General features: G+C 67.3%; 23 protein-coding genes. 15 read left to right on the top strand and 8 right to left on the bottom strand.

Going from position 1 to position 24,991, the window contains the following annotated elements; genetic code table 11:
- Positions 1-8: 8 nt before the first annotated feature.
- From E0E05_RS14225 to E0E05_RS14210, 4 genes are all read right to left on the bottom strand, one after another.
- Positions 9-2,777, bottom strand: coding sequence for a sensor histidine kinase (locus E0E05_RS14225; protein ID WP_131617314.1), 2,769 nt, complete (start codon positions 2,775-2,777; stop codon positions 9-11).
- Between the two features lie 10 nt (positions 2,778-2,787).
- On the bottom strand, positions 2,788-3,030 hold the full coding sequence (locus E0E05_RS14220) for a hypothetical protein (RefSeq protein ID WP_039723764.1): 243 nt from the start codon (positions 3,028-3,030) through the stop codon (positions 2,788-2,790).
- Positions 3,020-3,424 carry a response regulator transcription factor gene (locus E0E05_RS14215; protein ID WP_131617313.1) on the bottom strand — a complete coding sequence of 135 codons (405 nt, stop codon included), beginning with the start codon at positions 3,422-3,424 and terminating at the stop codon, positions 3,020-3,022. Before E0E05_RS14215 ends, E0E05_RS14220 begins: the two co-directional genes overlap by 11 nt.
- A 68-nt stretch (positions 3,425-3,492) precedes the next feature.
- Entirely contained in the window at positions 3,493-5,076 is a 1,584-nt protein-coding gene (locus tag E0E05_RS14210; protein ID WP_158629380.1) for a helix-turn-helix domain-containing protein, read from the bottom strand.
- A 179-nt stretch (positions 5,077-5,255) separates the two neighbouring features.
- On the opposite strand from E0E05_RS14210, the gene E0E05_RS14205 reads away from it, so the two are divergent.
- From E0E05_RS14205 to E0E05_RS14185, 5 genes are all read left to right on the top strand, one after another.
- Positions 5,256-6,614, top strand: a complete 1,359-nt coding sequence (locus E0E05_RS14205; RefSeq protein WP_131617311.1) for a substrate-binding protein — start codon at positions 5,256-5,258, stop codon at positions 6,612-6,614.
- Between the two features lie 128 nt (positions 6,615-6,742).
- Entirely contained in the window at positions 6,743-7,774 is a 1,032-nt protein-coding gene (locus tag E0E05_RS14200; RefSeq protein ID WP_131617310.1) for a branched-chain amino acid ABC transporter permease, read from the top strand.
- 4 nt (positions 7,775-7,778) lie between these two features.
- The gene (locus E0E05_RS14195; protein ID WP_131617309.1) at positions 7,779-8,996 is read left to right on the top strand and encodes a branched-chain amino acid ABC transporter permease; all 1,218 of its coding nucleotides are present in this window, start codon (positions 7,779-7,781) and stop codon (positions 8,994-8,996) included.
- 17 nt (positions 8,997-9,013) lie between these two features.
- Positions 9,014-9,769 carry an ABC transporter ATP-binding protein gene (locus tag E0E05_RS14190; RefSeq protein WP_131617308.1) on the top strand — a complete coding sequence of 252 codons (756 nt, stop codon included), beginning with the start codon at positions 9,014-9,016 and terminating at the stop codon, positions 9,767-9,769.
- 68 nt (positions 9,770-9,837) lie between these two features.
- The gene (locus E0E05_RS14185; protein ID WP_244598079.1) at positions 9,838-10,557 is read left to right on the top strand and encodes an ABC transporter ATP-binding protein; all 720 of its coding nucleotides are present in this window, start codon (positions 9,838-9,840) and stop codon (positions 10,555-10,557) included.
- A gap of 56 nt (positions 10,558-10,613) precedes the next feature.
- On the opposite strand, the gene E0E05_RS14180 is transcribed toward E0E05_RS14185, so the two are convergent.
- From E0E05_RS14180 to E0E05_RS14170, 3 genes are all read right to left on the bottom strand, one after another.
- Entirely contained in the window at positions 10,614-11,984 is a 1,371-nt protein-coding gene (locus tag E0E05_RS14180; RefSeq protein WP_131617306.1) for an aspartate aminotransferase family protein, read from the bottom strand.
- Between the two features lie 29 nt (positions 11,985-12,013).
- Positions 12,014-13,504: an NAD-dependent succinate-semialdehyde dehydrogenase gene (locus E0E05_RS14175; protein ID WP_131617305.1), complete on the bottom strand. Its 1,491-nt coding sequence runs from the start codon at positions 13,502-13,504 to the stop codon at positions 12,014-12,016.
- A 119-nt stretch (positions 13,505-13,623) separates the two neighbouring features.
- Positions 13,624-14,127 (bottom strand): Lrp/AsnC family transcriptional regulator, encoded by a 504-nt coding sequence (locus tag E0E05_RS14170; protein ID WP_131617304.1) that lies wholly within the window; start codon positions 14,125-14,127, stop codon positions 13,624-13,626.
- Positions 14,128-14,192: 65 nt separating this feature from the next.
- On the opposite strand from E0E05_RS14170, the gene ehuR reads away from it, so the two are divergent.
- From ehuR to doeB, 10 genes are all read left to right on the top strand, one after another.
- Positions 14,193-15,581: a MocR-like ectoine utilization transcription factor EhuR gene (gene ehuR / locus E0E05_RS14165; protein WP_131617303.1), complete on the top strand. Its 1,389-nt coding sequence runs from the start codon at positions 14,193-14,195 to the stop codon at positions 15,579-15,581.
- A gap of 188 nt (positions 15,582-15,769) precedes the next feature.
- Positions 15,770-16,786: a TRAP transporter substrate-binding protein gene (locus tag E0E05_RS14160; RefSeq protein ID WP_210215719.1), complete on the top strand. Its 1,017-nt coding sequence runs from the start codon at positions 15,770-15,772 to the stop codon at positions 16,784-16,786.
- A gap of 86 nt (positions 16,787-16,872) precedes the next feature.
- Entirely contained in the window at positions 16,873-17,484 is a 612-nt protein-coding gene (locus E0E05_RS14155; RefSeq protein ID WP_244597739.1) for a TRAP transporter small permease, read from the top strand.
- A gap of 3 nt (positions 17,485-17,487) precedes the next feature.
- Positions 17,488-18,771 carry a TRAP transporter large permease gene (locus E0E05_RS14150; protein WP_131617301.1) on the top strand — a complete coding sequence of 428 codons (1,284 nt, stop codon included), beginning with the start codon at positions 17,488-17,490 and terminating at the stop codon, positions 18,769-18,771.
- A 17-nt stretch (positions 18,772-18,788) separates the two neighbouring features.
- Positions 18,789-19,226 carry a universal stress protein gene (locus E0E05_RS14145; protein ID WP_131617300.1) on the top strand — a complete coding sequence of 146 codons (438 nt, stop codon included), beginning with the start codon at positions 18,789-18,791 and terminating at the stop codon, positions 19,224-19,226.
- 39 nt (positions 19,227-19,265) lie between these two features.
- Positions 19,266-20,063 carry an aspartate racemase/maleate isomerase family protein gene (locus E0E05_RS14140; protein WP_131617299.1) on the top strand — a complete coding sequence of 266 codons (798 nt, stop codon included), beginning with the start codon at positions 19,266-19,268 and terminating at the stop codon, positions 20,061-20,063.
- Positions 20,060-21,058: a hydroxyectoine utilization dehydratase EutB gene (gene eutB / locus E0E05_RS14135; RefSeq protein WP_131617298.1), complete on the top strand. Its 999-nt coding sequence runs from the start codon at positions 20,060-20,062 to the stop codon at positions 21,056-21,058. The genes E0E05_RS14140 and eutB overlap by 4 nt, the downstream gene beginning before the upstream one ends.
- Complete coding sequence (locus tag E0E05_RS14130) at positions 21,058-22,050, top strand: cyclodeaminase (RefSeq protein ID WP_131617297.1); 993 nt, start codon at positions 21,058-21,060, stop codon at positions 22,048-22,050. The genes eutB and E0E05_RS14130 overlap by 1 nt, the downstream gene beginning before the upstream one ends.
- Before the next feature lie 3 nt (positions 22,051-22,053).
- A complete protein-coding gene (doeA, locus tag E0E05_RS14125; protein WP_131617296.1) occupies positions 22,054-23,262 on the top strand; it encodes an ectoine hydrolase DoeA in 1,209 nt (402 codons plus the stop codon).
- A gap of 29 nt (positions 23,263-23,291) precedes the next feature.
- Entirely contained in the window at positions 23,292-24,296 is a 1,005-nt protein-coding gene (doeB, locus tag E0E05_RS14120) for a N(2)-acetyl-L-2,4-diaminobutanoate deacetylase DoeB (RefSeq protein WP_131618052.1), read from the top strand.
- A gap of 18 nt (positions 24,297-24,314) precedes the next feature.
- Here doeB and E0E05_RS14115 read toward each other — a convergent pair whose 3' ends face one another.
- Positions 24,315-24,959, bottom strand: coding sequence for a helix-turn-helix transcriptional regulator (locus tag E0E05_RS14115; RefSeq protein ID WP_131617295.1), 645 nt, complete (start codon positions 24,957-24,959; stop codon positions 24,315-24,317).
- Between the last annotated feature and the right edge of the window lie 32 nt (positions 24,960-24,991).

The raw sequence follows: 24,991 nt of genomic DNA, 5'->3' as shown, positions 1-24,991 counted from the left end.
CCGGCCCGTCACTCGCCGGGTGCGGGCTCGGGTTCGGCGCGGGCCCGGTCCCCGGCTTCCGTTCCGGTCTGCACCGGCTGCAGCGGCAGGCTGACCTCGAAGCGCGACCCCTGATCGGAGGTGCTGGCAAGGCTGATCGTGCCGCCGAGGCGCTCGGTGATCTGCCGGCAGATGGCAAGGCCAAGGCCCGATCCGCCGCGATCGCCGGCATTGTTGAGCCAGTCGCGCCCGAACTTCGAGAACAGGCTGTCGCGCAGGGCCGGGGAAACGCCGGGGCCCGTGTCGCTGATCGCGATGACCGCCTGATCGCCCCTCCGTTCGAGCCGGGCGACGACATGCGGGTCGGGCGGATCGGCAAACTTGATCGCGTTCGACAGCAGGTTGAGGAAGACCTGCTTGAGCCGGTCGGGATCGGCGCTGACCCAGACGGGCCGCGCGGGCAGTTCGGTCTCGACGCGCACGCCGCGCCGTTCGGCCAGGCTCATCATCGTGTCGACCGAACCCGAAAGCAGCGCCCTGAGTTCGACCGGCTCCATGTGCCAGGCGATCTGGCCGCTCTCCATCGCGCTGAGGTCCAGGATCTCGTCGAGAAGCCGGGTCAGGCGCTGGCTCTCCTGCTTGACGATCTGGATGAACCGGCGCGAGTGGGGCGTGTCGAGCGTTTCGGCCTCCGACAGCAGTTCGGCGAAGGAGCGTATCGAGGTCATCGGCGTGCGCAGTTCGTGGCTCACCCGGCTGAGGAAGTCGTCCTTCATCTGGTCGAGGCGCTGCAGCGTCTCGTTGGCTTCCTTCAGCTTTTCGGCCGTCACCTCCAGTTCGGCGGACTTGCGCTCGAGTTCCTGGCTGTAGCGGATCGCCGCACGCGTCTCGTCGAGCAGCGCCATCACCGTGTCCACCGTCAGCGGCGCGCCCTTGACGATGCGCGAGACCATCAGCCGCGCCGAAGCGGCGCCGATGCCCGAGGCGAGCGCGCGCTCGACGCGGGTGATGAAGTGGGCATCGGGCAGCGGATCGCGGCCGGGCCGGCCCTGCACCTGCGCCTCGCTGTCGAACACTTCCTTGGTCCGGACCGGGCCGAGCACGCGCTCGGCGACGCGGCGCAGGTCCTCGACCGAGGCCGAGCGGGGCAGCACGGGTTCGGCCTCGGATACCGGGCGGCGGAACACGTCGACGAAGATGGCACTCTGCAGTCGGCCGATCGGGTTGGTCTGGGTGGCCGCCGAGACCAGCACGAAGGCGCCGGTGTTGAAGAGCAGGCTCCAGAAGGTGGCGTGAACCAGCGGGTCCCACCCCGCCGCGCCGAACAGTGCGGTCGGCGCGAGCACGCCGATGCCCATCGGCCCGGATGTCAGGAAGGTCTCGATGCCGGGCAGCGGCAGGCTGGGCAGCACCAGCGTATAGGCCCAAAGCGCGAAACCGGCGATCAGGCCGGCGACCGCCCCGTGCCGGTTGGCCGACGACCAGAAAACGGCCCCGATCAGGGCGGGCAGGAACTGGGCGACGCCGGCGAACGAGATCAGTCCGATCGAGGCGAGCGCGCCGCCGCCCGTCGCCGCGCGATAATAGACGTAGCCGAGCGCGAGGATGCAGGCGATCGACAGCCGGCGGACCAGCAGGATCGTGCGCGACAGATCCTGCGGCACGCGCCCGCCGAGGCGGCCGTCCAGCAGCAGCGGCAGGGCCAGATGGTTGGAGATCATGATCGACAGGGCGATCGAGGAGACGATCACCATCGATGTGCCCGCCGAAAGGCCGCCGATGAAGGCGATCAGGGCCAGTTCCTCGCGGCCGGCCGCGATCGGCACCCAGAGGACGTAAAGGTCCGGATCGGCGGTGGCCGGCAGCATGGTCAGGCCGGCCGCGGCGATCGGCATGACGAACAGGCTGATCAGCATCAGATAGAGCGGGAACAGCCAGGCGGCGGTGGCGAGGTGCCGCTCGTCGCGGTTTTCGACCGCCATGATCTGGAACTGGCGCGGCAGGCAGACGATCGCCGCCGCCGACAGGAAGGTGACGGTGATCCAGCGTGCCTCGCCGCCTTCGGGGATCGTGGCGAGCCTGGCAAGGGCATCCTGAAGGGCCGGCGTTCGGTCGGCGGCGCCGCCGGGGTCGAGCGCGAAGATGACCAGAAGGCCGATCAGCATGAGCGCGGCGAGCTTGACGATCGATTCGAACGCGATCGCCGTGACGACGCCCGGATGGCTCTCGTCGGCGGCAAGGGTGCGGGTGCCGAACAGGATCACGAACACGCCCATGACGATCGCCACCCAGAGCCCGGTGTCCGCCCAGATGCCGATCTCGGGCCGCCGCACGGCGAAGTCGGCATCGGCGTAGACGAGCGCCTCGAAGGCGGTCGCGATGCCCTTGAGCTGCAGCGCGATGTAGGGGGTGATCGCCGTAACCGCCATCAGCGTGACGATGATCGAAACGAGCGCGCTCTTGCCGTAGCGGGCCGACAGGAAGTCGGCGATCGAGGTGATCTGCTGGCTGCGGCAGATGCGCACGATCTTGCGCAGGACCAGCCACCAGCCAAGGAAGACGATCGTCGGTCCGGTGTAGATGGTCAGATATTCAAGGCCGTTGCGGACCGCCGAGCCGACCGCGCCGTAGAACGTCCAGGCGGTGCAGTAGACGGCCAGCGACAGGGTGTAGACGACGGGCGAATCGATGATCGGCCAGCGGCCGCGTTCGGCGGCGCGGTCGCCCGCCCATGCGATGACGAAGAGCCCCGCCAGATAGGCGACGCCGACGAACAGGACGAGGGCGGGGGAGAGCACGGGACCTACGTCACGGCCCGGGCCGCTCCGGCCGCTGTCGGTGCGGCAGCGCGCGGCGGGACATGGCCGCGCAAAGGCCGATCGCGGCGGCCCAGACGGCAAACATGTAGACCGGCAGCAGCGGCAGGCCGAAGACGGTGGCCGGCCGGTCGAACAGGCCGAGCACGGGCGGCATCAGCAAAAGGACGGCCAGCGCTGGCACGATCCAGCGCATTTCGGCCCAGAATGCCGAGGGCAGGCGATCAGGTTCCATGGTTGGCCTCCCGGGCGCCGGCCTCGCCGCGATCGAGCAGGCCGGCGATCTCGGCGAGCAGGTCGCGGTTGGCGAACGGCTTGGTGACGAAGGCGTCGGCGCCCAGCGCCATCATCCGCTTGCGGTCGGCTTCCTGGCCCTTGGCGGTCAAAACGAGCACCGGCGTCGTCGCGCCGAAGGAACTGGCCCGCAACTCGCCCAGGATGCCGAACCCGTCCTGGCCCGGCAGCATCGCGTCGAGCACGATCAGATCGGGCCGCTCGCGCTCGACCGCGGCCAGAACCTCGGCACCGTCCTGCACCGCCACGAGCAGATAGCCTTCCCGTCCGAGCAGGAAGTTCAGCGATTCAAGAATAAACGGCTCGTCCTCGGCGATCAGAATCCGGGGCGTCATCGGTGGCATGTTCCTCCCGGGACCGCCCGCGCGCCGGACCTTCGCGCCGCGATCCCTTTTTCATCATTTCACATCCTCGGCGCTGCGTCCAACAGGCCATCGGGATGAGATGACCGGGCCGGTGGCGACGGGCGGGGCGCCGTCACCGAAAGCATCGGAAAGGCACGCTGCTCGCACGCCTCGCGCGGACAGGACCGGCATTCCCAGCCGACCGGCACCACGTTGTCGGGACCGAGCCCGTCGGCATGGACGATGCGGTGGCCGTGGTGGGCGTCGCAGGCCAGCATGACCGCGTAGCGTGCCTCCGGCTCGACGGTTGACGGCGTGCCCTTGCGCACCTGACGGGCGACGAGCAGCAGGTGCCGGCCGTCGGGCATGGCGGCGCGCTGGGCGACCAGCCGGTCGCCGGCCGAAAAGGCGCCGTAGAGCGCCCACAGAGGACAGGCGCCGCCGAACTGCGGCATGCGCAGGCCGGGCAGCGAAAAGCGCTTGGAAATGTTGCCGGCCGGGTCGGTTCGCACGAAGGCGAACGGCACGCCCTCGGCGCCCGGCCTGCGCAGCGTCACCAGCCGGTGGGCGACCTGCTCGAAGCTGGCGTTGAAGCGGGCCTGCAGGTGGGAAAGGTCGTAGCGGCGCGCCTCGGCGGTCTCGAGAAAGCGGTCATAAGGCATCAGCACGGTGCCCGCGCCGTAGCGCGCGAGCGCGTTGCGGGCACGCCGACGGGTCTCGTCGGAGGAAAAGCTGCCGGTCGCCGCGATGGCCTCGATCGCATCGGCCAGTTCGCGCGCGGCGAGTTCGCGCGCCAGGGTGAAACGGACCGTCGCCTCCGGTGCTCCCGCGGGCAGGGCGATCGTACCGGGTCCGGCACCGCCGTCCTCGGCGCGCACGATGCGCACGCCGTGCCGCTCCTCGAGCCGGGCGGCGAGCACCGCGCTCAGTCCCAGCCCGTGACCGGGCAGCGTGTCGACGATGCGCGGCGCGGCGTCCTCGATGGTTTCGAAGAAATTGCCGTGATCGATGATGAAGTCCTCGACCTCGCGGGCCGGCGTCGCCGCCGGTGTGGGCGCGTCGGGTCCCTCGAGCATGTCGAGCATCGCACGGGCGCTGGCGGTGAGCTGGTCGGAAGCCTTGGCGATGATGTCGACGAACCGCCGGCGCTGGTCGGTCTCCAGCGTTTCGTACTGCGCAAGGATTTCGGCCGCCGAGCGGATCGCGGTGATCTCTGTCAGCGTCTGGTGGCTGAGCGTGACAAGCGCCGGATCGCGGTTGAGCCGGTCGGCGAGCGTCAGCGCGGCGTCCCGGGCATCCTGCAGATCGCGGTGAAGGCGGATCAGCGTGCGCGCCCATTGCGGATGGCGGCTGGCCAGATCGGTCGAGGCCTGGCCCTCGAGTTCGCTGAGACCGAGCGCGCTCGTCAGTTCGGTCAGGTCGTCGGCAAGTCGTGCGTCGCGGCTGGCCGACAGGAACTCCAGATCGACGCCGAGCGCATCGGCGGCCTTGCGCAGAAGGCCGCCGGCGATCAGCCGCTTGTCGTTCTCGATCAGGCTCAGATAGGCGGTCGAGATCGACAGCCGTTCGGCGAGCGCCCGCTGGGAAATGCCCAGCGCGCGGCGTCGTTCGCGGATTCGCCGACCGATGAGGATGCGCGACATGGACCGATTGTAAATCAGTTTACAAGCCGGGCAAGCCCGCTCGCGAAAGTTTACACAAATCGCCGGCATTAGCCTAACGGCTGTTTCTCCTTGCCTGTGGCCGACATAACGTAAGGCGACGTCCGCGTGATCGCCGATCGCGAGCGCGCGTGTCACGGGAGCGATCAGGGAGGATCATTATGAAGTTTACAACACGCAACGCCTCGCGCCGCACGGTGCTCAAGGGAGGGGCGGCGCTCGCCGGCGCGCTTGCCACCCCGCATATCTTCGTCCGGAACGCCTACGCCTTCACCAACGAGCCGACCGGTTCGACGGTGACGCTCGGCTTCAACGTACCCCAGAGCGGGCCGTATGCGGACGAGGGCGCGGACGAACTGCGCGCCTACGAACTGGCCGTCGAGCACCTCAACGGCACCGGTGCCGACAACGGCATGATGGAGACGTTCTCCTCCAATGCGCTGCAGGGCAACGGCATCCTGGGCAAGAAGGTCGAGTATGTGACCGGCGACACCCAGACCAAGTCGGACGCGGCCCGCGCCTCGGCCCGCTCGATGATCGAAAAGGACGGCGCGGTGATGATCACCGGCGGTTCCTCGTCGGGCGTCGCGGTGGCCGTGCAGGCGCTGTGTCAGGAAGCGGGCATCATCTTCATGGCCGGCCTGACCCACTCCAACGACACCACCGGCAAGGACCGCAAGGCGAACGGTTTCCGCCACTTCTTCAACTCGTACATGTCGGGCGCCGCGCTCGCGCCGGTGCTGAAGAACGCCTATGGCGATGACCGCAAGGCCTATCACCTGACGGCGGACTACAACTGGGGCTACACGACCGAGGAAGCCGTTCGGACCTCGACCGAGGCGATGGGCTGGGAGACGGTCGAGACCGTGCTGACCCCGCTGACCCAGACCGACTTCTCGTCCTACATCACGCCGGTGCTGCAGTCGGACGCCGACGTGCTGGTTCTGAACCACTATGGCGGCAACATGGTCAACTCGCTGACCAACGCCGTCCAGTTCGGCCTGCGCGACCGGATGGTCAACGGCAAGCAGTTCGAGATCGTCGTGCCGCTCTATTCGCGCCTGATGGCCGCCGGTGCGGGCGAGAACGTCAAGGGCATCTTCGGTTCGACGAACTGGCACTGGTCGCTGCAGGACGAAGGCTCGAAGGCGTTCGTGCAGTCGTTCGGCCAGAAGTACGGCTTCCCGCCGTCCCAGGCCGCGCACACCTGCTACGTGCAGACGCTGCTGTACGCCGATGCCGTCGAGCGCGCCGGCTCGTTCAATCCGTGCGCCGTCGTCGAGGCGCTGGAGGGCTACGAGTTCGACGGTCTGGGCAACGGTCCGACCCTTTACCGCGCCGAAGACCACCAGTGCTTCAAGGACGTGCTTGTTGTGCGCGGCAAGGAGAACCCGGAGAACGAGTTCGACCTTCTCGAAGTGGTCGAGGTCACGCCGGTCGAGCAGGTCACCTATCCGCCCGACCATCCGCAGTTCGGCGGCCCCGAGGCGACGCTCGGCACTTGCAACCCGGGCGCCTGAGCGACCGAACCACCTCATGCCGGCCCGCGCATCCAGGCGCGGGTCGGTGACGCACCCGAACGGGTGCATCTCTTGATCGCGCCATGCGGGTCCGCCCGCCAGCGATCGGCTTCAATGCGGGACGGGCCATGGAAGCTATTCTGCTGCAAATCCTGAACGGGCTGGACAAGGGCAGCGCCTATGCGCTGATCGCGCTGGGGCTGACGCTGATCTTCGGCACCCTCGGCGTCGTCAACTTCGCCCATGGCGCCCTGTTCATGATCGGCGCGTTCTGCGCGGTCACCTTCAGCCGCCTGCTGTCGCTGTCCTATACCGTCGAGGATCCCGAGCGGCTCGACTTCCTGGGCAATCCGATGCAGGTCGAGACGCCCTATGTCGAAAGCTGGTTCGGGCCGGAGGTCGGCGGGGCGCTGATCGACTGGTCGGTGCCGCTGTCGATCCTGTTCGCGATCCCCGTCATGGTGCTGGTTGGCCTCGCCATGGAGCGCGGCCTGATCAAGTATTTCTACAAGCGCCCCCATGCCGACCAGATCCTGGTCACGTTCGGTCTCGCCATCGTGCTGCAGGAGATCGTCAAATATTTCTACGGCGCCAATCCGATCCCGACGCCGGCGCCCGACGCGTTCGCCGGCAGCTTCGATTTCGGCGCGTCGATCGGGCTCGAGCCGGGACAGATCATCTATCCGTACTGGCGGCTGGTCTATTTCGCCTTCGCCGCGATCATCATCGGCGCCGTGTTCGCCTTCCTGCGCTTCACCACCTTCGGCATGGTCGTGCGCGCCGGCATGGCCGACCGCGAGACGGTCGGCCTTCTGGGCATCAACATCGACAAGCGCTTCACCATCATGTTCGCGATCGCGGCCGTCGTGGCCGGCCTCGCCGGGGTGATGTACACGCCGATCAACTCGCCCAACTACCATATGGGCATGGACTTCCTGGTGCTGAGCTTCGTGGTCGTGGTGGTCGGCGGGATGGGCTCGCTGCCCGGCGCCGTGCTGGCCGGTTTCCTGCTCGGTATCCTCGAGAGCTTCGCCTCGATGGCGCAGGTCGTCTCGCTGATCCCGGGAATCAACCAGATCATCATCTATCTCGTCGCGATCATCATCTTGCTGACGCGTCCGCGCGGCCTGATGGGACGCAAGGGCGTCATGGAGGAGTAGACCGATGCTTGGCCTGCAAAGAAAAGACTTCGGCCTTCTGGTCCTCGTCGGCGTGCTGACGCTGCTGGCGCCGTTCCTGCTCAACCCGTTTCCGGAAAACTCGGCGCTCGCCCAGTTCAACGCCGGCTATCCGGACCTGATGCAGCGCTTCGTGATCTTCGGCATCTTCGCGATCGGCTTCAACATCCTGTTCGGCCTGACCGGCTATCTGAGCTTCGGCCATGCCGCCTTCCTGGGCGTCGGCAGCTATGCGGCGATCTGGTCGATGAAGCTGCTGACGATGAACGTCATTCCCGCGATCGTCTTCGCGATCATCATCGCCGGGCTGTTCTCGCTGCTGGTCGGCTGGATCTCGCTGCGCCGCTCGGGCATCTACTTCTCGATCCTGACGCTGGCCTTCGCGCAGATGTCCTACGCGCTGGCCTATTCGGTGCTGACGCCGATCACCGGCGGCGAGACGGGCCTGCAGCCCAAGGTCGCCGATCCGCGCCTGTTCGACGCCACGCTGACCGAGGGCGCCGTGCCGTCGGCGAACCTGTTCGGCCTGACCATGAAGTCGAGCTACGAACTCAGCGTCGGCGGCTGGCTGTTCACCTTCAATGCAGGCTACTACGTCGCCGCGATCTTCATGATGGCCGCCTTCTACATGGCGATCCGCATCTTCCGCTCGCCGTTCGGCATGATGCTGCGCGCGATCAAGACCAACCAGACCCGGATGAACTATACCGGCCTGAACCCGCGGCCCTACACGCTTGCGGCCTTCGTGATCTCGGGCATGTATGCCGGCCTTGCCGGCGGGCTGATGGTCGCCATGGACACCCAGGTCGGCCCCGAGCGCATGTTCTGGACCGCCTCGGGCGAGGTGGTGCTGATGACAATCCTGGGCGGCGCCGGCACGCTGATCGGGCCGGTGCTCGGCGCGGGCATGATCAAGTACATGGAAAACATCATTTCCAAGATCAACGACGGCATTCTCTATGAATGGTTCGCCGCGCTGCCGGACGGGCTTCAGGACGTGCTCGTCACGCTCATCCACCCGTTCATCGGCAAGGGCTGGCACCTGACGCTGGGCATCGTCTTCATGCTCGTGGTCATCTTCCTGCCCGGCGGCCTGATCGAGGGCGGACAGCGCGTGCGGCGCCTCTTCAGCCGGCAGAAGAAGCCGGACGTGCCCGCGCGCGATCCCGAACATCATCCCAAACCACAGCCGCACGTGGCCTGACCGGAGCGATCGCGATCATGGGCATCCTCGAAGTCAAGAACGTCAACAAGCGCTTCGGCGGCCTGCAGGCGCTCGGCGACGTCAACCTGTCGGTCGCCGAGAACTCGGTCCACGCGATCATCGGGCCGAACGGGGCGGGCAAGTCGACATTGCTGAACTGCCTGATCGGCAAGCTCGAACCCGACACCGGCGAGGTAACGTTCAAGGGACAGTCGGTGCTCGGCCGGACGCCCTATCAGATCAACCAGATGGGGATCAGCCGCGTCTTCCAGACGCCGGAGATCTTCGGCGACCTGACGGTCATCGAGAACATGCTGATCCCGTGCTTCGCCAAGCGGGACGGGGCGTTCCGGATGCATGCGATCGAATCGATCGCGGCCGAACGCGAGGTGATCGACCGGGCCGAAAGCATGCTCGACGAGGTGCGGATGCTCGACAAGCGCGACATGCATTCGGGCTCGCTGTCACGCGGCGACAAGCGGCGGCTGGAGATGGCGATGTGCCTGGTGCAGGAGCCGAGCCTGTTGCTGCTCGACGAGCCCACCGCCGGCATGGCGCGCGCCGACACCAACAACACGATCGACCTGCTCAAGGAAATCCACGACAAGCGCAACATCACCATGGCGATCATCGAGCACGACATGCATGTGGTGTTCTCGCTGGCCCAGCGCATCACCGTGCTGGCGCAGGGCACGCCGCTCGTCGAGGATACGCCCGAGAACATCAAGGGCCATCCCAAGGTCAAGGAAGCCTATCTGGGAGAAGCGGCATGAGCGATGTGGTCGGCGAGGCAAGGCAGCGCGACCAGCGCGAGCGGCCGGATTTCTCCAAGAACGCCAACATGGCGGCGACCGCGCCGGCCTTCCTGTCGGTGCACGACATCCATTCCTACTATGGCGAGAGCTACATCGTTCAGGGCGTCTCGTTCAACGTGCACGAGGGCGAGATCCTGGCCCTGCTGGGACGCAACGGGGCCGGCAAGACCTCGACGCTGCGCACGCTGGCGCGGCTGGATTCGCCGTCGCTGACCTATGGCGAGATCTGGCTCGATCACCGCCACCTGCACACGATGTCCAGCCACGAGGCGGCGGTGGCCGGCGTCGTCCTGGTGCCCGAGGACCGGCGCATCATTCCCGGCCTGACGGTCGAGGAGAATCTGCAACTGGCGCAGATCGCCGAGCCGATCGGCTGGTCGATCGAGCGGCTGTACGACCTGTTTCCGCGTCTTGGCGAACGACGCGTCCAGGAGGGCGTCACGCTGTCGGGGGGCGAGCAGCAGATGCTGTCGATCGCTCGGGCGCTCGCCCGCGACATCAAGGTGCTGCTGCTGGACGAGCCCTATGAGGGGCTGGCCCCGGTGATCGTCGACGAGATCGAAAAGACGCTCGAGGTCATCAAGCAGCAGGGCATCACCACCATCCTGGTCGAGCAGAACGCGATCCGCGCGCTCGAACTGGCCGACCGGTGCGTCATCCTCGACACCGGCAAGGTGGTCTTCGACGGCTCCGCCAAGGAGGTGCTCGACAACAAGGAACTGCGCGAGGAATATCTGGCGGTCTGACCGGGCGGCATCGGGTCAGCCCGCCGTCGGACGGCGGGCCGCCCCTTGCGGCTCGCTCAGCCGAGAACCTCTTCGACCGCCGCGCGCGCGACATCGACGATCCGGTCCGCCTCCGCTTCGGTCAGGCACAGCGGCGGCGCGAAGCCGATGATGTCGCCCTGCGGCATTGCCCGCGCGATGACGCCGCTCCGCGCCATGGCGGCGGCAACGCCCATGCCGATCTTGCGGCCCGGATCGAAGAAGGCGCGCTTGTCCTTGTCCTCGACCAGTTCGACCGCGCACAGCATGCCTTCGCCGCGCACCTCGCCGACATGGGCGTGGCCGGCGAGCGCATCGGCCATCGCCTGGTTGAGATAGGCGCCGACCCTGCCGGCATTTTCGACGAGGCCCAGTTCGTCGATCAGCTTGAGGTTGGCGACGCCCGCCGCCGCGCCGATCGGATGAGCCGAATAGGTCCAGCCATGACCGATCGGGCCGTTCTCGTCGGTTCCCTGCTCGAGCACCTTCCACACCTTGTCCGAGACGATCGAGCCGGACAGCGGCGCATAGGCCGAGGTCAGACCCTTGGCGATGGTGATGATGTCGGGCTTCAGCCCGTAATGGTCTGAGCCAAACATCGAGCCAAGACGTCCGAAGCCGGTGACCACCTCGTCGGCGATCAGCAGGATGTCGTGCTTTTGAAGGATCGGCTGGATCGCGGCCCAGTAGCCGGCCGGCGGCGGCACGATGCCGCCCGTGCCCAGGATCGGCTCGCCGATGAAGGCGGCGATGGTGTCGGCGCCCTCGCGCTCGATTAGCGACTCGAGTTCGGCGGCGCAATGGCCAACGAAGTCGGCCTCGCTCATCGCAAGGTCGGGCCGGCGGTAGTAGCAGGGCGCCTCGGTGTGGACGACCTGCGACAACGGCAGGTCGAACTTGTCGTGGAAGGCCTTCAGCCCGGTCAGCGAGCCGGTCACGAGCCCGGAGCCGTGATAGCCGCGCCAGCGCGAGACGATCTTCTTCTTTTCGGGCCGGCCCAGAATGTTGTTGTAGTACCAGATGAGCTTGACGTTGGTCTCGTTGGCGTCCGAGCCGCCAAGGCCGAAATAGACCTTGGACATGTGATCGGGCGCGCGGTCGAGCACCATCTTGGCGAGTGTGATCGAGGCTTCGGTGCCGTGGCCGACATAGGCGTGGTAATAGGCCAGTTCCCGCGCCTGCTCGGCGATCGCGTCGGCGATCTCGGTGCGGCCATAGCCGACATTGACGCAGTAGAGCCCCGCGAAGGCGTCGAGCAGGGTCTTGCCGTCACGGTCCTCGATGTAGACGCCCTTGCCGCCGGTGACGATGCGGCTGGGGCTTTCGCCGCGCGCATGCTGGGCGAGGTGGGTCGAGGGATGGAAGAAATTCTCCCGGTCCCATTGGTCGAGTTGATCGTTGCGCAGCATGGCGTCGGCCCTTCTTGTTCGTGTTGCTGTCATGCCCAGTCGCGGCAGACATATTTGACTTCGGTGAACGCCTCCAGCCCGAGGCGCGACCCTTCGCGTTCCAGTCCCGACTGCTTCATGCCGCCGAACGGGATCGGCGCGCCGGTGACCTTGGTGCGGTTGACGGCGACCATGCCGAACTGCAGCGCGCGGCTGGCGCGGTAGATGCGGCGCGGGTCCTGGGTGTGCAGATAGGCGATCAGGCCGTATTCGGTGGCGTTGGCGCGCTCGATCGCCTCGGCCTCGGTGTCGAACGGGGCGATCGCGGCGACCGGGCCGAAGGTTTCCTCGCCCATGATCAACGCATCGGCGGGCACGTCGGCCAGAACGGTCGGCGCAAAGAACAGCGGGCCGGCCTCGTGCCTTTCGCCGCCGGTCAGAACGCGCGCACCCTTTCGGCGTGCGTCGGCCACGTGCTCTTCCTGCTTGGCGACGGCCTTTTCGTTCATCAGCGGGCCGATGTCCGGGTCGTCGAGGCCGGGGCCGACGGTGAGCGCGGCGGTGCGTTTGGCAAAGCGCGCGCAGAAGGCGTCATAGATCGGGCGTTCGACGAAGAAGCGGTTGGCGCCGAGGCAGTCCTGGCCGGAGGTGGCGAACTTGGCCTTGATCGCCTCGTCGACGACATGGTCGAGATCGGCGTCGGCAAAGGCGATGAACGGGGCGTGCCCGCCCAGTTCGAGGACCAGGCGCTTGATCGTCTCGGCGCCCTGCCGGTAGAGCAGCTTGCCGATCTCGGTCGAGCCGGTAAACGAGACCGCGCGCACCCGCACATCGTCCATCCAAGGGCCGACCACCTCGGCCGCATTGCCGGTGACGATGTTGAACACGCCCGGCGGAATTCCGGCGCGCTCGGCCAGTTCGGCCAGCGCCAGCGCCGACAGCGGGGTTTCGGCGGAGGGGTGGGCGATCACGGTGCAGCCGGCCGCGAGCGCGGCGGCCGCCTTGCGGGTCAGCATGGCAGAGGGGAAGTTCCACGGCGTGATCAGGGCGGCGACGCCCACCGGTTCACGCCAGACCTCGACCTCGGCGTCCGGCAGGTGCGAGGTGACGCTTTCGATGTTGGGCCGCTTGGCCTCCTCGCCGTAGAACTCCAGAAACGAGGCGGCATAGTCGATCTCGCCGCGCGACTCGGAGATCGGCTTGCCCTGTTCGAGCGTCATCAGCCGGGCGAGATCCTCGCGATGGGCGACCATCTGCTCGTACCAGGCGCGCAGCAGGCGGGCGCGTTCCTGCGGCAGAAGACCGGCCCAGCCGGCAAAGGCGGCCTGCGCCGCATCGACGGCGGCGGCGCTGTCGGCGCCGGTCAGCGCCGCGACTTCCGCCAGATGCGCGCCGGTCGCGGGATCGGTGACGGCGAGCGAGCGGGCGCCCGTGCCGGCCGTCCAGCGCCCGTCGACATAGGCGAAGGTGCGCATCAGGGCGGCGTCGCGCAGGTCGAATGCATCGGCGAATTGGTCGGCATGCTTGGCGGCCTTGGCCATGGCAAGCTCCATCGTGGCGGGTTCGGATCAGGTCCGAGACTAGCCGCATCCGGCCAGATGGTTTTCCTGAAGCGGCCGCGCCGGGCAGACGATCCGTCTTGATCGCGGCGGGCCGGCAGTCAGTCCTTCCGGTCCGGCGGTTCGCCCAGCAGCGCCGAGAACGGCGGCGGCGAACCGGTCTTGACCGGCTTTGTGACGATGTAGGTGAAGTAGCGGGCAAGGCCGATGCCCTGCGCCAGCAGGCCGTCGATGAGCCGTTGATAGGCGTCGATGTCGGGCGCGATCACGTGCAGCAGATAGTCGAACCCTCCGCCGAGCGCCCAGCCGCCGACGATTTCATCGTGCCGGTCGATGGCGCGTTCGAAGGTCTGGAAGGCCTCGGCCCGGTGGTTGTCGAGTTCGGCAAGGACGAACACCTCGACATGGGGCGCCAGCTTCTTGAGCGCGACGTCGGCGCGATAGCCCGTGATCAGGCCGGCCTGCTCGAGCCGCTTGAGGCGCTCCCAGCACGGCGTCGCGCTCAGCGCCACCCGCTCGGCAAGGGCCGCCTTGGAGATGCGCCCCTCCCGCGAGAGGATCGCCAGGATCTGCACGTCACGCCTGTCGAGCTTGATGGTCGCCATGATCAGCGCTTGTGGAGAGGGCGTGCCCTGTTGTCAATTGTCATGATCGATGCGCATACTGAACCATGACAATCTGGCCCCCAAGGCGCGAAGCCCTGCGCCGCCCGGCCTATCGCTCGCTGGCGGACACCGTGATCCGCGCGGTCAGCGCCGGCGAGCTCAAGAGCGGTGATCGCATGCCGACGCACCGCGATCTGGCCTACGAGCTGGGCGTGAGCGTGCAGACGGTCAGCCGCGCCTATGACGAGCTGACCCGGGCTGGCGTTCTGGTCGGCGAGGTCGGACGCGGCACCTTCGTCCGCGCCGGGCCGGCCGAGACCCGGATGCCCTACGTGACCGACCGGCAGTTCGGCTCGATCATCGATCTGTCGCTGCTCAAGCCGGTGCTCGCGCCCCTGCACGAGGAGGCGATGCGCAAGGCGCTGGTTGATGTCGCCGGCAGCCTGCCGATGACGACGATCGCCTCGTTCCGGCCGAACGTGGCGCTGCGCGCCTATGCCGAACCCGCGCTCGACTGGCTGTCGCTGTGCGGGGTGGAGGCGTCGCCGGCGCGGCTGGTGCTGACCAACGGCAACACGGCGGCGATGACCGCGACGCTGCTGACCGTGGCCGGACCGGGCGATCTGATCGTCGCCGAGGAACTGGGTCATCACACGCTCAAGCCGCTGACCAGCTATCTGGGGCTGCGCCTGCGCGGCCTGCCGCTGGACGAGGACGGCATCACGCCGGAGGGCTTCGACCGGGTGTGCGCGCGCGAACCGGTCAAGGCGATCCACATGCTGCCGACCGGGCTTGCGCCCAAGCCGGTCACGATGAGCGCCGAACGGCGCGCGGCGCTCGTCGCCGTCGCCCGCAAGCATGACGTCCTGATCATGGAGAACGATGCATGGGGTCCGATCCATCCGGACCGGCCGCCGACCGTGGCGAGCCTTGCGCCGGAGCGCACCTTCTACTTCACCTCGCTGACCAAGTGCATCATGCCGGGTCTGCGCTTCGGCTGCTTGGTGGTGCCCGACACCTTCGCCTCGGCCGCGGCCAACCGGCATCTGGTCACCAACTGGATGGCGACGCCGATGATCGCCGAGATCGCCACGCGCTGGATCGCCGACGGAACGGCGCGACGGCTGCTGGAATGGCAGAAGGCGGCGCTCGGCGAGCGCAACGCCGCGGCCGCCGGCGTCCTTGCCGGGCTGCCGTTCCAGTCGAGCCCCAACGGCATGCATGTCTGGCTGCCCCTGCCGCCCGAATGGAGCGAGGAAGGGTTTCTCGCGCACGCCCGGCTGCATGGGGTGGCGGTGGCGCCGGGCTCGTCCTTCTGCCTGACCGAGCCGGGCCGGCATGCCGGCGTGCGGCTGTGCCTTGGCGGGGAGCCGGCCGACCGGCTCGAGCTCGGCCTTCAGATCGTCGCGCGGCTGATCCGCAGCCGGCCCGAGCCGGCGCTGCTGGCGATCTGAGCGGCCGGCGCGACGGCAATATCCGGATTGTCATGATATTATATTTGTATTGACACGATTTTGTCCCTGTTTCACCGTCGGAAACCAGAACAATCCGTCCGCAGCCACGGGCCGGCCGTCAGACGTCGGTCGACATGGCCGGGCGGGGTTCGCCGTTCCAAAGGGAGAGCAGGTACATGACGAAATCCATGGGTAGACTTCTGGGCACCGTCGCCGCGGCCGCGATCACGCTGACCGCCAGCACCGCCCACGCCGAAACCTGGCGCTACGCCTTCGAGGAGGCGCTCGACGAGGTCCAGGGCATCTTCGCGCAGAAATTCAAGGAGGAGGTCGAGGCCAATTCCGACCACACCGTCCAGCTCTTCCCGTTCGGCACGCTCGGCGAGAGCGCCGACATCATGGAGCAGGCGCAGGCCGGCATCCTGCAGTTCGTCAACCAGTCGCCCGGCTTCACCGGCGCGCTGATCCCCGAGGCGCAGGTCTTCTTCGTGCCCTACCTGCTGCCGCAGGACCAGGACACGCTGTTCGAGTTCTTCCGCTCGTCGGTTGCGATCAACGAGATGTTCCCCGAACTCTATGCCGAGCAGGGGCTCGAACTCCTGACCATGTATCCCGAAGGCGAGGTCTGCATGACCACGCAGGAGCCGGTGCGCAGCCCCGAGGACCTCAACGAGGTCAAGTTCCGCGTGATGACCAATCCGCTGCTGGTCGAAAGCTATCAGGCATTCGGCGCGACGCCGACGCCGCTGCCGTGGGGCGAGGTCTATGGCGCGCTGCAGACCGGCATCATCCAGGGTCAGGAGAACCCCGGCTTCTTCCTGGAATCCACCAAGATGTACGAGGTGACCGACGTCATCACCTGCATCGGCCACAACAACTTCACGACCGCGCTGATGGCCAACCAGGACTTCTATGACGGTCTTGGCGAGGGCGACCAGCAGGTCATCCAGGACGCCGTCGACGTGGCGTTCGAATACATCCTCGAGTACCAGCGCGACCTTCAGGAAGAATCGCTGGCCAAGATCAAGGAAGCCAAGCCGGAGATGGAGATCAACATCCTGTCCGAGGAGGAGCGCCAGCCCTTCATGGACACCGCGCCGGCCGTCGAGGAAGCGTTCGTCGAGATGACCGGCGAGGGTGGTCAGGAGATCCTCGACCAGATGAAGGCCGACCTCGAGGCGGCCGCAGAAGCCACGGGCGGCTGAGGGCCAACAGTGGAACGGGTCCGCGCGCGTCGCGGGCCCGGCCATCGGGGCGCCGTGCGGCGCCCGTTCCGGGGGAGTGGCCTGCCGTGACCGAAGAACCGATCAGCGTCCAGGGCGAACCGCGGCGTGAGGCGGCATCGGAGGAATACACCTCCAGCCTGCCCGGCCCGCTCGGCTGGCTCGACGTCGCCATCGCCCGCATCGAGGCGATCATGCTGGGCGTCGGCGTGCTGCTGATGGCGGCCAACACGATCGCCAACGTGCTGGGCCGCTTCGTCTTCCAGAACTCGATCTTCTTTTCCGAAGAACTCAATTCGATACTGATCATCCTGATCACCTTCGCCGGCATCTCCTATGCCGCGCGGCAGGGCCGGCATATCCGCATGTCGGCGATCTACGACGCGCTGCCGCCGAAGACGCGCAAGGCGCTGATGATCATGATCTCGCTGATCACGGCCGCCTTCATGCTGGCGCTCGCCTGGTATGCGCTGGGCTACATCTTCACCCAGGCCGGGCGCGGGCGCGTGCTGCCGGCCTTGCAGATCCCGGTCTGGTGGACGCTCGTCTGGGTGCCCGTCGGCTTCCTGCTCACCGGGCTTCAATATCTGCTCACGGCCATCAAGAACCTGATCGAAAAGGACATCTACCTTTCGACGCACGTGCTTGAAGGCTATGACGACGACGAAGTGGAGGTCTGACCGATGGCCGTCCCTCTCTTCGCCATCATGATCGTGCTGCTGCTCATCGGCTTTCCGATGATGATCCCGCTCATCGCCGGCGCCACGTTCGGCTTCTATTCCATGTTCGGCGGCTTCGGGCAGATGGAGACCATGATCCAGCAGATCATGGCCGGCATCCGGCCCGCCTCGCTGATTGCCGTGCCGATGTTCATCTTCGCCGCCGACATCATGACGCGCGGCCAGTCGGCCGGCCGGCTGATCGACATGGTGATGAGCTTCGTGGGGCACCTGAAGGGCGGGCTTGCCGTCTCGACGGCCGCCGCCTGCACCATGTTCGGCGCGGTCTCCGGCTCGACCCAGGCGACGGTGGTGGCGATCGGTTCACCGCTGCGCCCGCGCATGCTCAAGGCGGGCTATTCGGACAGTTTCGTCCTCGCGCTGATCGTCAATTCCTCCGACATCGCGTTCCTGATCCCGCCCTCGATCGGCATGATCATCTATGGCGTCGTCTCGGGCACCTCGATCGCCGAACTGTTCATCGCCGGCATCGGTCCGGGCCTCCTGATCCTCGTCCTGTTCTCGATCTATTCGTGGATCTACGCGGTCCGCATGGGCGTGCCGACCGAGCCGAAGACGCCGTGGAGCGATCGCGCCCGCGCCGTGCGCAACGCGCTGTGGCCGCTCGGCTTCCCGGCGATCATCATCGGCGGCATCTATGGCGGCATCTTCTCGCCCACCGAGGCGGCGGCGGTGTGCGTGCTCTATGCGCTGATCCTCGAAGTGATCGTCTTCCGCTCGCTCGATCTGGCCGGCGTCTACCGCACCGCCAAGTCGACCGGGCTGATCACGGCGGTCGTCTTCATCCTGGTCGGCGCGGGCGCGGCGTTCTCCTGGGTGATCTCGTTCGCGCAGGTGCCGCAGGCGGTTCTGTCGGGCATCGGCATCGACGATATGGGGCCGATCGCGATCCTGTTCGTGATCTCGATCGCCTTCTTCATCGGCTGCATGTTCGTCGATCCGATCGTCGTCATCCTGATCCTGGTGCCGATCTTCGCGCCGGTCGTCGAATCGGCCGGCATCGACCCGGTGCTGGTCGGCACGCTGATCACGCTGCAGGTCGCCATCGGCTCGGCGACGCCACCGTTCGGGTGCGACATCTTCACGGCCATCGCCGTCTTCAAGCGGCCCTACATGGAGGTGATCCGGGGCACGCCGCCCTTCATCATCATCCTTCTGTCGGTGTCGGTCGCGCTGATCTTCTTCCCGCAGATCGCCCTGTTCCTGCGCGATCTGGCGTTCCGCTGACTGTCGGGTGAATTGCGATGTTCGAACACATACTGGTCGCGGTCGACGGTTCGGAGGGCTCGAAAAGGGCGCTGGAGACCGCTGCCCGACTCGCCGCGCATTCCGATGCCGAACTGCTGATCCTGACCGTCTACCGGCATCACTCGATGACCGAGGCGTCGATGTCGATGGTCCGGCCGAACGACCCGGAAAACCTCGACGACGTGCTGCGCGGCTACGCCAAGGAGGTGGCCGAGAAGGCCAAGGCCGAGGCGGGCGAACGGGGCGCGGGGCGCGTGCGCGCCTTCGTCAAGAACGGCCAGCCGGCGCGCACCATCGTCAAGTTCGGCGAGGATCACGGGGCCGATCTGATCGTCGTGGGCAGCCGGGGCATGGGTGACATAGAGGGCTTCCTCCTGGGCAGCGTTTCGCACAAGGTAACGAGCCTGGCGCGCTGCCCGGTCATGGTGGTCTGACCGTTCGGGCCGTTTCGCCCGACTTTTGGGATTACGAAGATGACGCAACCGACCGTTTCGCTTTCCTCCGAGGTGGCGCGGTTCCGCGACCGTTCCGAGACCGTGCGGCTCGGCGTGGTCGCGCTGTCCAGCGATCTGACGACCGAGCCCGATTTCGCGACGATCTTCGCCCCGGCCGACGTCGCGGTCCATGTCAGCCGGGTGCGCAACGCCAATCCGACGACACCGGCCAATCTGCGCAAGATGGCGGGCCGGCTGACCGAGGCGGCGAGCCTGCTGGTCGACGGTGTGCCGCTCGGCGCGATCTACTATAGCTGCACATCGGCCTCGGTGGTGATCGGCGACGCGGAGGTGGCCGCCTCGATCAACGCAGCCCGGCCGGGCGTGCCGGTGGTGACGCCGTCGGGCGCGGCGCGCCAGGCGTTCGCGGCGCTCGGCGCGCGCCGCATCGCGTTGCTGACGCCCTACACGATCGAGACGACCGAGCCGATGGCCGCCTACTTCGCCGCCAACGGGTTCGATGTGACCGCTTGCGCGTGCCTTGGCATCGAGGACGATCGCGACATGGCCCATGTCACCGCCGAGACGATCGTCGCCGCCGCGCGGGCCGTCGACACGCCAGAGGCCGAGGCGATCTTCATCTCCTGCACGGCCCTGCCGGCCGCCGGTGTCGCCGCGTCCATCGAGGCGGCGACGGGCAAGCCGGTGGTGACCTCCAACCAGGCCGGTGCCTGGGCGCTGGCGCGGCACGCCGGGCTCGCCGACTTCAGGCCCGCCGGGTTCGGCCGGCTGTTCGATCTGCCGATGGCACCAGGTGCGACGGGAGCGGCGGCATGAGCGATGGTTTCGTCACGCTTGCCGAGATCGAGAAGGCGCGCACCGCCATCGGTGAGACGGTGCGGCGCACCTTCGTCGACGGTTCGCCGTCGCTTACGGAGATGGCCGGGGTGCCGGTGCATCTCAAGCTCGAACACCAGCAGATTACCGGCAGCTTTAAGCTGCGCGGGGCGAGCAATGCGATCGCGCAACTGACCGATGCCGAAAAGGCGCGGGGCGTGGTCGGCGTGTCGACCGGCAATCACGGGCGCGGGCTGGCCTATGCCGCAAGGGCCGCCGGGGTGCGCTGCATCATCTGCATGTCGAAGCTGGTGCCGCAGGCCAAGATCGACGGCATCATGGCGCAGGGCGCCGAGGTGCGCATTGTCGGCCGCTCGCAGGACGAGGCGCAGGAGGAAGTCGACCGACTGGTCGCCGACGAGGGCATGACCATGATCCCGCCTTTCGACCACCGGGCGATCATCGCCGGGCAGGGCACGCTCGGTCTCGAACTGGTCGAACAGGTGCCCGATCTGGGCACCGTGCTGGTGCCGCTTTCGGGCGGCGGTCTGATCTGCGGGGTCGCGGCGGCGGTCAAGGCGAAGAAGCCGGGCGCGAAGATTGTCGGCATCTCGATGGAGCGGGGCGCGGCGATGCATGCCTGCCTTCGGGCCGGCCGACCGGTCGCCGTCGAGGAACTGCCGACGCTGGCCGACTCGCTCGGCGGTGGCATCGGGCTCGACAACCGGCATACGTTCGCCATGACGCGGGCGCTCGTAGACGATGTGGTGCTGCTCGACGAGGCCGAGATCGCCCGCGCCATCCGGCACGCCTATCGGCAGGAACGGCAGATCGTCGAGGGATCCGGCGCGGTCGGCATCGGCGCGCTGCTGGCGGGCACGGTCAACTCGTCCGGCCCGGTCGTCGCCATCCTCAGCGGGGGCAACATCGACATGGACCAGCACGCGCGCATCGTCGCCGGCGAGGATGTCGACGTGGCGCGGGAGGCCGCCTGATGGCCGATGTCACGATCCTGACCGAAGCCGATCTGCGCCGGGCGGTGCCGCTCGATCTCGACGCGATCGCCTGCGTCGAGCATTCTTTCGTCGCGCTGTCGGACGGCGGCGTCATCATGCCGCCGATCCTGTCGATGGCGATCGAACAGGCCAATGGCGAGGTCGACGTCAAGACGGCCTTCATGCCCGGCCTCGACAGTTTCGCGATCAAGATATCGCCGGGCTTCTTCGACAATCCCAAGCTCGGCCTGCCGTCGACCTCCGGGCTGATGGTGCTGTTCTCGGCGAAGACCGGCATGGTCGAGGCGCTGCTGCTCGACAATGGCTATCTGACCGATGTGCGCACTGCCGCCGCCGGCGCGGTGGCGGCCAGGCATCTGGCGCGGGCGGACGCGGCGACCGCCTGCATACTGGGCGCGGGCACGCAAGGGCGGCTGCAGCTTGCCGCGCTGCATCTGGTCCGTCCGCTCACCCGCGCGACGATCTGGGCGCGCGATGCGGCAAAGGCCGAGGCCGCGGCGAAGCAGATGAGCGCGGAGCTGGCGATCCCGGTCGCGGCGGCCGATGACGCGGCGATCGCCGTCGCCGAAGCGGACATCATCGTCACGACGACGCCCGCAAGATCGCCGGTTCTGAAGGCGGAGTGGCTGCGGCCGGGCCAGCATGTCACCGCGATGGGTTCGGACCAGCCCGACAAGAACGAGATCGAGCCGGCATGCCTGACGCGGGCACATGTCTATGTGCCCGACCGGTTGTCGCAAACGCGCAAGCAGGGTGAGTTGCGCGCCGCTATCGCAGCCGGGTTGATCGAGCCCGAGGCGCACTTTGCCGAGCTGGGCGACATCATCGCCGGCAAGGCGCCGGGCCGTCCGGACGATGCGGCGATCACCATCGCCGATCTGACCGGCACCGGCGTACAGGACACCGCCATCGCCACCCTTGCCCGCCAGCGCGCGCTCGCGCACGGCGCCGGCACCCAACTGAAGGCATAGACCATGCTGCAAGAGATAAACGCCGCACCGGCCCCCAACCTGCCGTTCTCGCGCGCCGAATATGCCGCGCGCATCGCCAAGACGCGGCGCGCCATGGAAGCGGCCGGCGTCGATGCGATCATCGTGTCCGATCCCTCCAACATGGCCTGGCTGACCGGCTATGACGGCTGGTCCTTCTACGTCCACCAGGCGGTCGTCCTGGGCATGGACGGCGATCCGGTCTGGTTCGGGCGCGGTCAGGACGCCAACGGCGCGCGCCGCACCGTGTTCATGGGCGAAGGCGACATCATCGGCTATGCCGACCATTATGTTCAGTCGGCCGAGCGGCACCCGATGCAGGTGCTCGCCGCCGAGATCGAAAAGCGCTGGGGCGGCAGCGGTCGCATCGGCGTGGAGATGGACAATTACTGGTTCTCGGCGGCCGCGTTCGCCACGCTGCAGCGCGAACTTCCCGATGCCCGCTTTGCCGATACGACTGGCCTCGTGAACTGGCAGCGGGCGGTCAAGTCCGAGGCCGAGCTTGGCTTCATGCGCAATGCCGCGCGGCTGGTCGAGCGGATGCATCAGGTGATCTTCGACAAGGCCGAGCCGGGCTACCGCAAGTGCGATCTGGTCGCCGACATTTATGCGGCGGGCCTTCGCTATGACGAGGCGTTCGGCTTTGGCGGCGATTATCCTGCGCTGGTGCCGCTGCTGCCGTCGGGCGTCGACGCGTCGGCGCCGCACCTGACCTGGAACGACGATCCGCTGCAGGCGGGCGAGGGCACCTTCTTCGAGATCGCCGGCGTCTACCGGCGCTATCACTGTCCGCTGTCGCGCACGGTGTTCCTGGGCAAGCCGACCCAGACCTTCCTCGATGCCGAAAAGGCGGTGCTGGAAGGCATGGAGGCCGGGCTCGAAATGGCCAGGGCCGGCAACCGGTGCGAGGACATCGCCAACGCCTTCTTCGCCGTCCTGAGCCGCTACGGCATCGTCAAGGACAACCGGACCGGCTATTCGATCGGCCTGAGCTATCCGCCGGACTGGGGCGAGCGAACCATGAGCCTGCGCGCCGGCGACCGCACCGAGCTGGAGCCGAACATGACCTTCCATTTCATGACGGGCCTGTGGATGGAGGACTGGGGCTTCGAGATCACCGAATCCATTGTCATCGGCGAGACCGGCCCGGAGCTGCTCGCCAACGTGCCCCGCAAGCTGTTCGTGAAGGACTGAAGCCGGAAATGCTGCACAGGGTCTCCACCATGCCCGCCAACCCGATCAAGCCGACCATCCCGCTCGACGTGGACGGCAAGCATCACGGGTTCCTGCGCCTGCCCTACAGTCGCGACGATTCGGCCTGGGGATCGATCATGATCCCGCTGACCGTGATCAGGAACGGCGAGGGGCCGACCGCGCTTCTGACGGGCGCCAACCATGGCGACGAATATGAAGGCCCGCTGGCGCTGTTCGACCTGGCCTATACGCTCGAGGCGGCCGACATTACCGGCCGCGTCATCATCGTGCCGGCGTTCAACTTCCCCGCCTTCAAGGCGGCGACGCGCGTATCGCCGATCGACCAGCGCAACCTCAACCGCGCCTTTCCGGGCAAGCCCGACGGCACCGTCACCGAGAAGATCGCCGACTATTTCAACCGCACGCTCGTGCCGATGGCCGACATCGTTCTCGACTTCCATTCGGGCGGCAAGACGCTGGACTTCGTGCCGTTCGCCTGCGCGCACGTGCTCGACGACAAGGCGCAGGAGCAGCGCTGTGTCGAGGCGGTCCGGGCGTTCAACGCGCCGTTCACGCTGATGCTGCTGGAGATCGACAATGTCGGCATGTACGACACCGCCGTTGAGGACCAGGGCAAGGTGTTCGTGACAACCGAACTGGGCGGCGGCGGCACGGCGACCGGCACGTCGGTGGCGATCGCCAAGAAGGGCGTGCGCAACGTGCTGATCCATGCCGGCATCATGAAGGGCGAGATGGAGACCGGGCCGACCGTCATGCTCGACATGCCGGGCGACGACTGCTTCACCTTCAGCCAGAACGACGGCCTGTTCGAGCCTTGGGTCAATCTGGGCGATCCGGTGGAGGCCGGCGACATGCTGGCGCGGATCTGGCCGACCGAGCGCACCGGCGAGCCGCCCGTCGACTATCACGCCAGCCGCTCGGGCATCGTCGTGTCGCGCCATTTCCCCGGCCTGATCAAGTCCGGCGACTGCCTGGCGGTGATCGCGGTGCCGCAGGAGGATGCCGCCGGCTGAGCGGAGAAGCGCGCGCCCTCAAGCGTCGGCGCGTTGTTCGGCATGGCCGATCGCGTAGGCGCAGCGGCGCGCGCCTTCCAGCACATGTTCGGTGCGCTCCACCCTTGCATCGGGTCCGAGGACGGCGCGGAAGATCGCCAGTTCCGACCGGCAAAGGCCCTGGCAGACGGCGGCGGCCGCGCAGATCGGGCAATGGTTCTCGACCAGCACGAAGCTGCTATCGTCGGTACGGTGCCAGTTGGCCATGTAGCCCTCCGCGCTGCGCAGGTCTGCGAGTTTGGCGACGCGCGCGTCAAGGGACGCGCAACCCGCCATCGCCGCTCGGTACCGTGCGAGCGTTTCGGCTTCGCGATGGGCGATCAGCCGGTCGAGCCCCTCGGCGCCGAACACGGCCCGGGTCGAGGCCAGCATGTCCAGCGTCAGGTCCGAATGACGGTCGGGAAAGCGCGCATGGCCCCGTTCGGTCAAAGCCCAGTAGCGGCGCGGCCGGCCGCGCCCGTGCCTGCGGTCTTCAGGGGCGACAAGGCCTTCGCCGGCGAGCTTGGCAAGCCATTGCTGTGCGCCGGCCGGCGTCATGGCGAGCGCGGCGCCGGCGTCCCTGGCGGTCACCGGGCCCCGGCTCTTGATCAGGTAGAGCAGTCGCTCATCGGTCGGTCTTGACATCGGTCTCTTTTTATAAAGTAATTGCTTTATAT

This window comes from Roseitalea porphyridii (genome assembly GCF_004331955.1).
Classification (GTDB): domain Bacteria; phylum Pseudomonadota; class Alphaproteobacteria; order Rhizobiales; family Rhizobiaceae; genus Roseitalea; species Roseitalea porphyridii.
The sequence above is the reverse complement of the archived record's forward strand: the minus strand, read 5'-3'. Positions and strand labels throughout refer to the sequence as shown.